Origin of the sequence: Pseudomonas mercuritolerans (genome assembly GCF_025706525.1) — a bacterium.
Taxonomy (GTDB): domain Bacteria; phylum Pseudomonadota; class Gammaproteobacteria; order Pseudomonadales; family Pseudomonadaceae; genus Aquipseudomonas; species Aquipseudomonas mercuritolerans.
Window position 1 is genome coordinate 1 of record NZ_JAMSHA010000010.1, and the last position, 12,247, is coordinate 12,247.

At 61.2% G+C, this 12,247-nt stretch carries 12 protein-coding genes; 5 read left to right on the plus strand and 7 right to left on the minus strand.

What is annotated here, in order from left to right; genetic code table 11:
• Window positions 1-356: 356 nt before the first annotated feature.
• On the plus strand, window positions 357-1,331 hold the full coding sequence (locus ND528_RS24405; RefSeq protein WP_263471390.1) for a 2-hydroxyacid dehydrogenase: 975 nt from the start codon (window positions 357-359) through the stop codon (window positions 1,329-1,331).
• A gap of 140 nt (window positions 1,332-1,471) precedes the next feature.
• Entirely contained in the window at window positions 1,472-1,981 is a 510-nt protein-coding gene (locus tag ND528_RS24410) for a DUF2165 domain-containing protein (RefSeq protein ID WP_263471391.1), read from the plus strand.
• Window positions 1,982-1,999: 18 nt separating this feature from the next.
• Here the strand turns inward: ND528_RS24410 and ND528_RS24415 are convergent, their stop codons facing one another.
• Window positions 2,000-2,902: a DMT family transporter gene (locus ND528_RS24415; RefSeq protein WP_263471392.1), complete on the minus strand. Its 903-nt coding sequence runs from the start codon at window positions 2,900-2,902 to the stop codon at window positions 2,000-2,002.
• 140 nt (window positions 2,903-3,042) lie between these two features.
• Here ND528_RS24415 and ND528_RS24420 point away from each other — a divergent pair, with 140 nt between their 5' ends.
• Entirely contained in the window at window positions 3,043-3,918 is an 876-nt protein-coding gene (locus ND528_RS24420) for a helix-turn-helix domain-containing protein (protein WP_263471393.1), read from the plus strand.
• Window positions 3,919-4,117: 199 nt separating this feature from the next.
• Here ND528_RS24420 and ND528_RS24425 read toward each other — a convergent pair whose 3' ends face one another.
• From ND528_RS24425 to ND528_RS24450, 6 genes are all read right to left on the minus strand, one after another.
• Window positions 4,118-6,547, minus strand: coding sequence for a TonB-dependent siderophore receptor (locus ND528_RS24425; RefSeq protein WP_263471394.1), 2,430 nt, complete (start codon window positions 6,545-6,547; stop codon window positions 4,118-4,120).
• 212 nt (window positions 6,548-6,759) lie between these two features.
• Complete coding sequence (locus ND528_RS24430) at window positions 6,760-7,749, minus strand: FecR family protein (protein WP_263471395.1); 990 nt, start codon at window positions 7,747-7,749, stop codon at window positions 6,760-6,762.
• Entirely contained in the window at window positions 7,746-8,312 is a 567-nt protein-coding gene (locus tag ND528_RS24435; RefSeq protein WP_071174434.1) for an RNA polymerase sigma factor, read from the minus strand. Before ND528_RS24435 ends, ND528_RS24430 begins: the two co-directional genes overlap by 4 nt.
• Before the next feature lies 1 nt (window position 8,313).
• The gene (locus tag ND528_RS24440; RefSeq protein ID WP_122610800.1) at window positions 8,314-8,640 is read right to left on the minus strand and encodes a DUF3325 domain-containing protein; all 327 of its coding nucleotides are present in this window, start codon (window positions 8,638-8,640) and stop codon (window positions 8,314-8,316) included.
• Entirely contained in the window at window positions 8,640-10,223 is a 1,584-nt protein-coding gene (locus ND528_RS24445) for a PepSY-associated TM helix domain-containing protein (protein WP_263471396.1), read from the minus strand. Before ND528_RS24445 ends, ND528_RS24440 begins: the two co-directional genes overlap by 1 nt.
• Window positions 10,220-10,525, minus strand: coding sequence for a DUF3649 domain-containing protein (locus ND528_RS24450; protein WP_212615351.1), 306 nt, complete (start codon window positions 10,523-10,525; stop codon window positions 10,220-10,222). Before ND528_RS24450 ends, ND528_RS24445 begins: the two co-directional genes overlap by 4 nt.
• A gap of 146 nt (window positions 10,526-10,671) precedes the next feature.
• Between ND528_RS24450 and ND528_RS24455 the strand changes: the two genes are divergently transcribed.
• Both ND528_RS24455 and ND528_RS24460 read left to right on the plus strand, forming a co-directional pair.
• Window positions 10,672-11,202: a sigma-70 family RNA polymerase sigma factor gene (locus tag ND528_RS24455; protein WP_263471397.1), complete on the plus strand. Its 531-nt coding sequence runs from the start codon at window positions 10,672-10,674 to the stop codon at window positions 11,200-11,202.
• Window positions 11,199-12,131: a DUF4880 domain-containing protein gene (locus ND528_RS24460; RefSeq protein ID WP_263471398.1), complete on the plus strand. Its 933-nt coding sequence runs from the start codon at window positions 11,199-11,201 to the stop codon at window positions 12,129-12,131. The genes ND528_RS24455 and ND528_RS24460 overlap by 4 nt, the downstream gene beginning before the upstream one ends.
• Window positions 12,132-12,247: the final 116 nt, after the last annotated feature.

The window sequence follows — 12,247 nt, forward strand, 5'->3', positions numbered from 1 at the left end:
AGGCTGAGTGGAGGGATTGATCCGGGCGTGGGAGCGCAGCGACCGTCTGGCGCAGCCAGACACAGCGGAAGGAGGTGCAGCGAAGCAAACCGGAGCCGCTGCGCCCGGATCAGTCCCGGAGCGAAGGAACCCGAGCCTGCGAGGGCCGAACGCAGGAGCAAGCGTTTTTTGCTTACTTTTTTTGGCGCTTGTAAAAAAGTAAGTCGCCGTCAGGCGAAACCGCCAGCCGCCGCACCGAAACCTTCGGATATTCACACCAGACAAACCAAGGCATGGTCGGCCCAGAGGCCGCCAAGACAACCCGAGCGAGAAAATGTTAGCGTGCTTGCAATCAAGCCCCGACGAGCCCAACCCCAATGAAAAAAACAGTCCTGGCCTTCAGCCGCATCACCCCGCCCATGATCGAACGCCTGCAAGAAGAATTCGACGTCATCGTCCCCAACCCCAAGACCGGTGACATCAACGCCCAGTTCGACGAAGCCCTGCCCCACGCCCACGGCCTCATCGGCGTCGGCCGCAAACTCGGCCGCGCACAACTGGAAAGCGCAACCAGACTCGAAGTGGTCTCGAGCGTCTCGGTCGGCTACGACAACTACGACCTCGACTACTTCAACGAACGCGGGATCATGCTCACCAACACCCCCGACGTGCTCACCGAAAGCACCGCCGACCTCGCCTTCGCCCTGATCATGAGCAGCGCCCGCCGCGTCGCCGAACTCGACGCCTGGACCAAGGCCGGGCAATGGCAGGCCAGCGTCGGCGCCCCGTTGTTCGGCAGTGATGTGCACGGCAAGACCCTCGGTATCGTCGGCATGGGCAACATCGGCGCCGCCGTCGCCCGCCGTGGCCGTTTCGGCTTCAACATGCCGGTCATCTACAGCGGCAACAGCCGCAAGACCGAGCTGGAACAGGAACTCGGCGCGCAGTTGCGCAGCCTCGATGAGCTACTGGCCGAAGCCGACTTCGTCTGCCTGGTGGTGCCACTCAGCGACAAGACCCGCCACCTGATCAGCCACCGCGAGCTGGCGCTGATGAAGCCCGGTGCAATTCTGGTCAACATCTCTCGCGGCCCGGTGGTCGATGAGCCGGCACTGATCGAAGCCCTGCAAAACAACCGCATCCGTGGGGCCGGCCTGGACGTCTACGAAAAAGAACCGCTGGCCGAATCGCCGCTGTTCCAACTGAAGAACGCCGTGACCCTGCCGCACATCGGCTCGGCCACCACCGAAACCCGCGAAGCCATGGCCAACCGCGCCCTGGCCAACCTGCGCAGCGCCCTGCTCGGCGAACGGCCGCAGGATCTGGTCAACCCGCAAGTCTGGCGCGGTTGAAAATAAGGGCCAGCGCAACATTGCGCTGGCCCTCACCTTACATAACTTGCAACCGAACAAGAACGCCAGACCAAGTAACTGCCATATAAGCTCTCGCAACTTATCAACTCATTGATTAATTGCCATGGAGAGCCAATCCCGTGAACACCCTGACCACCGACAAACTCATTCGTTACAGCAAAGTCATCCTGATGGCTTATATAAGTTTCTTTGGCCTGCTGGTGATGATTCATAACTTCACTGACTACGAGTCCAACTACACTTACGTTGCACATATCCTGAGCATGGACACCACCAACTCCAGTGAAAACATCATGTATCGCGCGATCGATTCGCCGATGATCCATCACCGGATCTACTGGTTCATCATCACCATGGAAGTCACCTATACAGTGCTTTGCCTGATCGGTACTTGCCAGTTGTATCGCTACATCGATGCATCGCCAGCGGCATTCCATGAAGCCAAGAAATTTTCGATCATGGGCATATTGGTCGCCATTTTCATTTATTACGTATGCCTGCAAACGGTCGGTGTCGAGTGGTTCGACATGGACACTTCGCAATCCTGGAATGCCAAGGACTGGGCAAGACACATTGTCGACTTCGTCTTCCCGGCAATGATTTACATCACTTTGAAAGTCGAGCGCTGACTATCAGCGCTCGAGTTATCAAGCCAACTTCCCATGCCCGGCAGACACCAACGCTTTGGGTTTACGGAACACCAACACGTTGCCCAGCATCACCAGCACCAGCCCGACCAACGCCGGTGTTGTCCATTGATATCCTTCGGCAAACGCCGACACGTTCAGCGCCACCACCGGGAACAGCACCGTGCAATAAGCCGCCCGCTCCGGCCCCATGCGCCCGACCAGCGTGAGATAGGCAGTGAAGCCGATCACCGAGCCGGGAATCACCAGATACAACAGCGCCCCGACATAACGGGGCGACCAGTCCATGTCGAAGGGGATGCCTTTGAACAGACACCACACCGTCAGCATCGCCGCGCCATAAGCCATGCCCCAGGCGTTGGTGGTCAGCGGTCGGAGGCCGGCCTTCTGTTGCAGACTCGACAACATGTTGCCCGCCGAAAAACACAGGGTGCCGCACAACGCCAATCCAAGGCCGAGCAGGGTTTGCGGACTGGCCTGATGCCCGGCCAGTTCCGGCCAGAACAACAGCCCCAGACCCGACAGCCCCAACGCACCGCCCAGCAACACATTGCGCGCAATGCGCTGGCCGAAGAACACCCGCGCATTCAGGGCGTTCCACAGTGTTGCCGTGGAAAACACCACCGCCACCAGCCCGCTGGGAATCCACTGGCTGGCCGTCAGAAAGCACATGAAGTTCACGCAGAACAGGCACAAACCCTGTGCCACGCAGATCAAATGGCCACGGCGGTTCATCGGTTGCAGGCGTCGGCTGAGCAGCAACAACGCAAACAACACCAACGCCGCGAGGCCGAAGCGATAGACAATCGACACAGGGATTTCGACCACGCCCAATTGCCATTTCAAGGCAATCCAGGTGGTGCCCCAGATCAGCACGGTCAGCAGGTACAACGACAGGTTCATGGCACACACTCCTTAAGCAGGCCTTGAGTGTCTGCCTCGGGCGTCATTCGGCGCTTGCACAATCTTGCGCTTTTGTCTGGCGGCAGGCTGGCAGCGCTGCGTCTACGGAGTAGGATGCAAGGCGTTGGAGAGAACCGAACATGGCCGCTATCGATACCCTGCAAGTCTTTCAAGCCCTCAACCGCTCGCCGAATGCACGCCTTGTGCACAGCGCCGAGCTCGGTGACGGCATGTCTGCGGCCTTGTGGACCAACCACCACGATGCCCAGGAATACGAAGCGCCAAGTCATCACACGCTGTCGTGCTACGTCGCCGGCGGCACCGGCACCTTCCGTCGTGGCCAGCCGGGCCGCAAGGGCGGGCCGGACAAGCTGTGCATCCTGCCGGCCGATCATGAATCGGGCTGGGTGATCAATGGCGATATCCGTCTGGCGCACCTGTATTTCAGCGCCGAACAATTCGCCCTCGGTTGCGTGACGTTGCTCGATCGCGAGCCGCGCGAGATGCAATTACGCGAGCAGACCTTTCTCGAAGATCCACAGCAGGCGCAGCGTTTCCGGCAATTGCTCAACCTGAACTGGGAAGAGCCGGCCGAGCGTTTGCTGACCAGCAGCCTTGCCCATGAATTGATCAGCCACACCTTGCTCAGCCAGGTGGGCGCACGACAGGGCCTGCGCCTTAAGGGCGGGCTGGCGCCGCATCAGCGCCGACAATTGGTGGAGTTCATCGACAACCAGTTGAGCGAAGCCATCAGCCTGGGACAACTGGCCGGATTGTGTGCGCTGTCGGAATATCACTTTGCGCGGATGTTCCGCGTCAGCTTCGGGCTACCGCCGCACCAGTACGTGCTGGCGCGGCGCTTGAGCCGGGCGCGGGAATTGTTGCGCGGCACGGCGTTGCCGCTTGGCGAGATTGCGCTGGCGTGCGGGTTTGCCAGTGCCAGTCATTTCACTAATCGGTTCAGGCAGGTTTTGGGCGGGACGCCGGGCGAGTATCGGCAGGCGTTTTTGCGGTAACCCCATTCCCCTCACCCCAGCCCTCTCCCGGAGGGAGAGGGGGCCGACCGAGGTGTCTTGCGGTGTACATCGACCTGAAAAATCGCATCGATTATGGATTCCAAGCATTACTTTCAGGTCGGTGTATCTCTCGAATATCCCACGGTCAGTCCCCTCTCCCTCCGGGAGAGGGCTAGGGTGAGGGGCTTTTGATCTTGCCTCAAAACTCCAGAGTGCTGGAAAGCGAAACCTGCCGCGAATCCCCCATCGACACAAAGAAGCGGCTCGCCGACGAGGTGTAATAGGTGCGATCAAACAGATTCTTCACGTTCAACTGAAACTTGACCTTCTGCCCTTCAACCATCGTGTCGTAAGTGGCAAACGCATCCGCTACGGTGTAGCTCGGCAGATCGAAATCATTCACCGCATTGCCTGCGCGTTCGCCGACGTACCGCGCACCGGCACCGACACGCAACTGATCACCACCAAACACATTGCCGAAGTCATACACCGCCGACAGCGAGCCGGAATTCTTCGCTACGTTTTGCAGGCGCTTGCCTTTGTATTCCGGGTCTTCGGTGACTTCGGCATCGGTGTAGGCGTAGCTGCCGATCAGGTTCCAGCGCTCGCTGAGTTGCCCGCTCAGGTCAACTTCCAACCCACGGGAACGCACCTCGCCTGCCGCACTGTAAATCGTTGTCGGGCCTTCGGAGTTGGCCACCAGCACGTTGCGTTTCTTGATGTCGAACAGCGCGATATTGCCGGTGATGCTGCCGGGCATATCCAGCCGCGCCCCCAGCTCCCACGACTTGGCTTCTTCTGGCGCAATGCTGCCGTCGAGCACGGCACTGCTGCCGCTCAGGGGGGCGATGGTCGAGTTGGGTTTGAACGATTCGGTGTAGCTGCCGTAGAACGACAGCGCGTCGGTGTAGCGATACACCAGCCCTGCGCGCGGCACCCACTTCTGCCCGTTGCTGTCGGTATTGGCCTTGAACGGCACGCCTTTGCCGGCGTACTGGTCGTACTCCTGAAAACGGCCGCCAGCGACCAGAATCCACTGCTCGTTGAGGTGAATCGAATCCTGCAGGAACAGCGAATCGCTGCGCAGTTTGTCGGTCTGCGCGCTGTCGGGCGCACTCACCGTAGTGCCCATCACTTCGCGACCATAGACCGGGTTGAGATAGCTGAACGTGGTCAGGCTTTTCTGCCGGATCAGATCCTCGCGGTAGATCTTGCGGTATTCGTCATCAACGCCGAACACCAGATCATGCTGCATGCCCAGCACATTCACTTTGCCTTCGAGGCTGGCCGTGGTGAAGCGGTCGGTGCTGATCGCATTCTGGGTGCCGTCCATGCTGCGGGTCAGTGTGCCTTTTTTCGTGTCGATCGCCGTCACGCGGACTTGGCTGGCGTCGTAGGTTTCACGGTTCCAGCTGTAGCCGAAGTGAGCTTTCCAGTCGTCGTTGAGTTCGTGGTCGGCTTCGAAATGGTAGAGGTCCGAGCGCCCTTCCATGTCGTTGAACGGCTCATCGAGACGCTGCTTGCGCGAGATATCCAGCGGATGATTGGTGCGCGGATCGATCAAGGTGCCACGGTCGAACGGCGTGAGAAATTCGCGGTGTTCGTAGGCGAACAACAGCTTGGTGCGCTCGCCGTACCAGGCCAGCGACGGTGCGATCAGCGTCTCGCGGTGGGTGCCGAAGTTGCGCCAGTAATCTTCGTCTTCATGATCGACGACCATGCGATAAGCGAAGCCGGAATCGCCCAGCGCCCCGGTGCTGTCGAAGGCGCCGCCGCTGCCGTTCTTGCCGTCACCGTAGGTCGAACCGCGTACGGTCACGGCGTTGTACTGGGTCAGTTCCGGCTTCTTGCTGACCAGGTTGACCACACCACCCGGATCCTGAATCCCGTAGAGCAACGAGGCCGGGCCCTTGAGCACTTCGACGCGATCCACGGTCGCGTTCATGCCACGGCCCTGCACCAGCGGCATGCCGTCGCGCATGATCGAGCCGTTGCGGTTGTCGCCAAAACCGCGAGTCATCACCGAGTCTTGGGTACTGCCCAAGGTGTTGCCCTGGGTGATGCCGCTGACATTGGCCAGCGCGTCGTCGAGATTGCGCGGCGCCTGATCGCGAATGACCTGCGCCGGGATGACATTGACCGTCTGTGGAATTTCTTGCAGCGGCGCCGATGAGCGCATCACCGAACTGGTTTCCGGCGGCTGATAACTCATCGATTCGTCGCGCGTGGACGTGATAGTGGTGGCGCCGAGATTGAGCGCGCCTGCGGTCGGTATCGGCTCCAGCGCCAAGGTATGACTGTCGGTGCGGCGAAGGCTCAGGCCGGAGTTGCCGAGCAGGCGTTGCAGGGCCTGTTCGGCGCTCATCTGGCCGTTGACTGCCGGAGCATTGAAGCCGTACGGCGCTTCGTCGGTGTAGACCACGCTCTGCCCGGTCACGCGGCTGAAATCGCTCAGGGCCTGCGGCAACGGTTTGGCGGCGAGGGCAAAATTGAATTGCTCTTGCGCCTGACTACCTACCGCTTCTGCCGCCAACGCGATACTCATCGGCAGCAATGCCAACGCGGAAAAACTCAGCGCCGACATGCCCAACCACTGTTTGACCGAACCGGATTTTGCCCTGGACTTCATTGCTCAATGACCTGTGTAGAACCGCAACGGATGCGAATGGCTCGCAGTTTCAGTCACTACACGGATGGGGCTGGGGGTTACCTCACCTTTAATTTGAAAATATTTTTCGGGGAATTTGTTGCCTGGGCTGACGCCTTCGCGGGCAGGCCCGCTCCCACCTTTGGAATGCGTTCCCTGTGGGAGCGAGCCTGCTCGCGAAGAGGCCGGCAGCCTTAGCGCAAAATAATCAGCTGCCCCAACACCCGATGCTGCTCAAACCCCAACACCCCCTGCAACGAATTGAGCACTGCTTGCGGGTCCTTGCTCGGAAAGCTGCCGCTGACCTTGCGCGCCGCCAGCTCATCGTTGAGCAGCACAATCCGCCCCGGGTGATAGCGGCGCAGATCCTCGACGACATCGGCCAGCGTGGTCTTGTAGTAGGTCAGCCAACCCTGACGCCAGGCCAGTTGCGCTTCACTGTCCACGGCAAGCAGTTTTTCCGCAGTGCCGTCGGCATAAGCAACCTGCTGGCCGGCCGTGAGAATCTGTTGTTGGCCATGCTCATCTGCCGTCACCGCGACACGTCCGGACAACACCGTCACTTGCGCGCCATGAGGTTGCCGGCGCACTTCGAACTGCGTGCCGAGCACCCGCGCCTCGCCCTGCTCCGCCGCCACCACAAACGGGTCGCCGGTGTGGGTGACGCTGAAGAAAGCAGCGCCTCTGATCAATTTCACGCGGCGCTGGCCATGACTGAAATCCACAGCAATCGCGCTATCGGCATCCAGCGTCACTTGCGATTGATCGGCCAGTGTCACCGTGCGAATTTCCCCAGGCGCCGAGACATGATCGGCGCGCAGATCGTCGAGCCAGCGTTGCGCCTGCCACCCCGTGCCGAGGCTGATCATCAACAGCAGACACGCGGCCAGCGCCAGCGCGCCCGACCAATGCAAAATCGGCGAGCGACGCGGGGCGTCCATCGCCTGCAGATAACCCTGCAGCGCGAGCGCATCTTCATCGGCCAGCGTGCGCGCGGGGCTTTCGCTGAGTTCCCAGATCACCTGCGCCTGCGCATACGCTTGGGCATGGGCCGGATCGGCGCGCAGCCATTGGCTGAAGGTCAGCTGATCGCCAGTGCTCGGGCGGTCGTGCAACAGGCTCAGCCAGGCCAGCGCGGCCTGCTCCTGGGCCGGCGTCGGTGTGATCGGATCGGATGGCTTCACGGTGCTTTCCCTGGCAGGCGTGGCGCGGGATCGCGCAGGCTGGCCTTGCAGGCCTCGAGGGCGCGCATCATATGTTTTTCCACGGCACTTTGGGACAGGCCCATGGCCTTGGCGATGTCGGCGTACTTGCGCCCATGAATGCGATTGAGCAGAAAAATCTGCCGCGTACGCTCGGGCAAGGCGCGCAACGCGGCTTCGACATGGCGCAGATCGTTGCCCGCTTCCAGCGCGGCCTGAGGCTCACTGCCGTGGCTGTCGGGTTCGTCCGGCTGCCAGCCTTCGTTGACCCGCGTGCGCGTGCCTTCACTGCGCAAATGATCGATGGCGATGTTGCCGGCGCAGCGCAGCAGATAAGTGCTGAGCTCTTCGACCTGGACCAGCGGCCGCCGCCAGAAGCGCAAAAACAGATCCTGGACCAGATCCGCCGCGGTCGCCCGACAACCGACGCGCCGATTCACCAGCGCCTCCATTTGCGCACGCTGGGACAGAAACACCTGAAGAAAATGCGCACGCGCGCCACGCGCTTCGTCATCGCGCGATTCCGGTGGCAGACCGATCAGCACTTCAGCACTGCGCCCAGGCGGCGACCGGGCTCGCCAACAGGCTCAACCCGGCCAGTGCCATGGCCAGACGCGGGCGATACGGCAGCAACAGCACCAATGCCAAAGCGCTGAGCATCAGCACCGCGAACCAGTCGACCAGACCGAAACTCCAGCCACTGGCCGCGACCGCCGCCCACAGCGAAAGCGCCAGCAACAGCCATCCCGCCAACGCCAGACCCTGACGGCGGCGCGTCGACGGTTTGGCGCCGAGCAATTCGGCGTGATGACGTGGCATCGACAGGCACAACGCGGTGAAGCCGGCATAGGTGAGCAACAGGGCCAGCAGCATCAGTTGGCCCCCTGTTCGACTGTGATCGAGCGAGACGAAGAACTTGCTTTGCGAACGCTGACGCGCTCGCCCGCACGCTGCATCTTGCGTGCAGCCCAGCCAAGAAAAAGCCCCGTCGCCAGACACGTCAGATCAAATCCGGCCAGTGCCCAGTCGCGCTGCATCAGGCTGGCGCCAAGATTCCACGGCGTAGTCAGCGCATTGATCAGCGGCACCGCGATAAACAGCGCAGCGCCGAGCGTCAGCTGTTCGATCCACGCCTTGCGTCCCGGACGCAACACCGCGTGCACCACGCTCAGACCCCAAGCCATGAAAAACGCATTCACTTCCCAATCGGCCCGCCCTGCCAGACTCACCGGCAGCAGTCGATTGGCCAAAAAGAACACCGCCACCGCCGATACCAGGCCGGCCATGCTGGCGATATTCAGCACCTCGACCAAGCGCAATTCGAACGGCAGCGCCGCGCTTTTCACGTGCTTGAGCTGCCGCTTGCCGAGCCAGATCACCAGCCCGGTGCCAATCATCGCCGTGCCGGCCAATCCGCAAACGAAATACAGCCAGCGCAACAGCGGCCCGGCGAAATGGCCCATGTGCAAACCGTAAAACGCGCCACCCACCGCCATCGCTACGGGTTGATCGGGTGTACTGCTCAGAAGCTGCCCGGTGACGCCGTTGAACGTCACCGCCCGGCCGAAATCATGCACCACCCGATCGCCCGCGCGGGACAGCACCACCGTGGCGCTGGCATCGCCCGGGTTGCTCACCGACAGGCGCGCGGTATGGCCACCCGGCCACTGCTCGCTGGCCTTGGCCAGTAGCGGCGCCATGGCGGTCAGCGGTGCGGCGACATCGGCGCGCTCGGGCGTCTTCGAGGCGGGAAAGACTTCGTCGTAGAACTTGCGCACGTCGCTGCCGTAAGAGGCAACGATGCTCGCCGGCATAACCATCGACATGAAAATCACCAGGCTGCTGTAAGTGATCATCAAGTGAAACGGCAGCACCAGCACACCCACGGCGTTATGCCCGTCGAGCCAGGAACGCTGGCCCTTGCGCGGGCGGAAGGTGAAGAAGTCCTTGAAAATTTTCTTGTGGGTAATGATGCCGCTGATCAACGCAACGAACATCACCATCGCGGCGAGGGTCGCCAGCCAGCGCCCCCACGGGTAAGGCATCTGCAACTGGAAGTGAAAGCGGTAAAAGAACTCGCCGCCCATGCTTTCGCGGCCCTGTACTTCGGCCCCGGTCTGAGCGTCGAGAGTTCGGGATTCGAAGCGGCCGCGCTCGCCGGGTTTGCCCGGCGCCTGCTGCCAGCGCACCGTCAGGCCGGGGTCGCGGGCATCGGGCAAATCGATCAGCCAGCGCGAGGCGCCGGCGGTGTGTTGTTGCAGATAATCTTGCGCCAGCGCCAGGCTCGCTTCGCTATCAAGCGAATGTGCAGCGATTTCCGGCTGCATCCAGTGGCTGATTTCATCTTTGAAATAAGCGAGCGTGCCGGTGAGAAAAATCGCGAACAGCAACCAGCCGAACACCAGCCCGGCCCAAGTGTGCAGCCATGCCATCGCCTGCCGGAAGCCCTCTTTCATGCCAGCCCCAGACCGCGCGCGGCACCGGAAACGGTGGCGAGAATCACGCTCGGCACCAACAGGCCGACCCACGCCGACCACGCGCTGCGGCAGGCAAAGCACCAGAGCACTGCGACCAGATAGACCAGAAAGGACACGGTCATGCCAGTGACCACCGCTTCGGCGCGGTTCAGCGGCAGCCACAACGTCAGGGTGACACTGGCCAGCGCCGCGACCAGATAGCCGCCGAAAACCGCCGCCAGCACTCGTGAAGTGACGGCCAGACGATAGGACATGGGGAGCGTGGCGAGTTTGCCTTTCATGTTTCGACCCTGAAACGAAAAACGTTCGGCCGACAAGCCGAATCTACAGGCGAGCAATATTAATGATAAATATTCTCATACGCAAAAGCATCTGATTGCCGGACACTGTCGTCAGCCTCTACAATGCGAACCGTTCTTGTTCTCTAATGCACGTTCTCTACGCAAATTTTGCGTCCGGAGTGATTTCGTTGCCGCCCGCCCATCCCGTCGAATCGCTCTACCACGCTCATCACAGCTGGCTCACCGGCTGGTTGCGGCGCAAGCTCGGCTGCCCGGACAGTGCGGCGGACCTGGCTCAGGACACGTTCATCAAGGTGCTGACCGCCCGCGAGCCACCAGTGATCATCGAGCCGCGCGCCTTTCTCACCACGCTGGCCAAGCGTGTGCTGTTCAATCATTACCGACGTCAGGATGTGGAACGCGCCTACCTCGAGACGCTGGCGCAGATGCCGGAAATGGTCGCGCCGTCGGAAGAGCACAAAGCGATCATCCTGCAGACGCTGGTCGAACTCGATGAGCTGCTCGACGGTTTGCCGCGCCAGGTCAAACGCGCCTTCCTGCTCGCTCAGGTCGATGGTCTGACTTATCCACAGATCGCCGCAGAACTGGGAATCTCGGTGGCCACGGTCAAACGCCATCTGAACAAAGCGGCCATGCGCTGCTATTTCGCCCTGTGAATCGCGCGCCGGATTTCTCCGCGCAGGTCGCCGAACAGGCGGTGCACTGGCTGCTGGAAATGCAGCAGGGCACGCTGACCCCGCGCCAGCAACAGGCCTGGCAACAATGGCTGGATGCGCACAGCGAACACCGCCGGGCGTGGGAACACATGCAACGGGTCAACCAGCGCCTACGCGGCGTGGCGTCGCCGTTGGCCCACGCGGCGCTGAATGGGCCGAAGTCGGGCAGCCGCCGTCAGGCGTTGAAAATGTTGCTGATTCTCGGTGCCGGCTCAGCAGCGACCTGGGGCCTGCGCGAGCACACGCCACTGCCATCGCTGCTCGCCGATTACCGCACGCCGGTCGGCCAGCGGCGCAAGATTGCCTTGGGCGGTGCCGATTCGTTGCAGCTCAATACCGCCAGCTCGGTTGATGTTGATGATGCGCAGCGGTTGATTCGTCTGCTTGAGGGCGAAATGCTGTTGAGCGCTGCAAATCCGTTCGAAATACGCACGGCACACGGCGTCCTGAAAACCCAAGATGTGCGCCTCAATGTGCGGCAGTTTGTTGATCGCACGCAGATCGCCCTGTTTGAAGGACGTGTCGAACTCATCGCCGAGCACCGCGCGCCGATGCTACTGCCGGTCGCGCGGCAGTTGAGTTTTACGGCCAGCTCCGTCAGCGCGGCCAAACCACTGGACGCCAACAGCGGTGCCTGGACTGACGGCATGCTGGTCGCCGCCCATATGCGCCTCGGCGATTTCCTCGAAGAGCTTGGCCGTTATCGTCGTGGGCAGCTGCGGTGCGACAGCAAGGTTGCCGATCTACTGATTTCCGGGACGTATCCGCTGGATGACAGCGAGCGGATTCTTGACCTGTTGCAGATCAGTCTGCCGGTGCAAGTGAAGCGCTTTACCCGTTATTGGGTGAGCGTCGAAGCGCGGGTTTGAACAGCAAGATCAAAAGATCGCAGCCTTCGTGTAGGAGCTGCCGAAGGCTGCGATCTTTTGATTTTTTATAAAAATGAGCCGTTTTTCAGATCTGGCGTGACAGAGAAGGAAAGCCC

Bases quoted from the DNA above. Each gene is read 5' to 3' on its own strand.
- ND528_RS24405 (WP_263471390.1), top strand. From the start codon at position 357: ATGAAAAAAACAGTCCTGGCCTTCAGCCGCATCACCCCGCCCATGATC.
- ND528_RS24450 (WP_212615351.1), bottom strand. From the start codon at position 10,525: ATGAAAGGCAAACTCGCCACGCTCCCCATGTCCTATCGTCTGGCCGTC.
- ND528_RS24455 (WP_263471397.1), top strand. From the start codon at position 10,672: ATGCACGTTCTCTACGCAAATTTTGCGTCCGGAGTGATTTCGTTGCCG.
- ND528_RS24415 (WP_263471392.1), bottom strand. From the start codon at position 2,902: ATGAACCTGTCGTTGTACCTGCTGACCGTGCTGATCTGGGGCACCACC.
- ND528_RS24425 (WP_263471394.1), bottom strand. From the start codon at position 6,547: ATGAAGTCCAGGGCAAAATCCGGTTCGGTCAAACAGTGGTTGGGCATG.
- ND528_RS24420 (WP_263471393.1), top strand. From the start codon at position 3,043: ATGGCCGCTATCGATACCCTGCAAGTCTTTCAAGCCCTCAACCGCTCG.
- ND528_RS24440 (WP_122610800.1), bottom strand. From the start codon at position 8,640: ATGCTGCTGGCCCTGTTGCTCACCTATGCCGGCTTCACCGCGTTGTGC.
- ND528_RS24445 (WP_263471396.1), bottom strand. From the start codon at position 10,223: ATGAAAGAGGGCTTCCGGCAGGCGATGGCATGGCTGCACACTTGGGCC.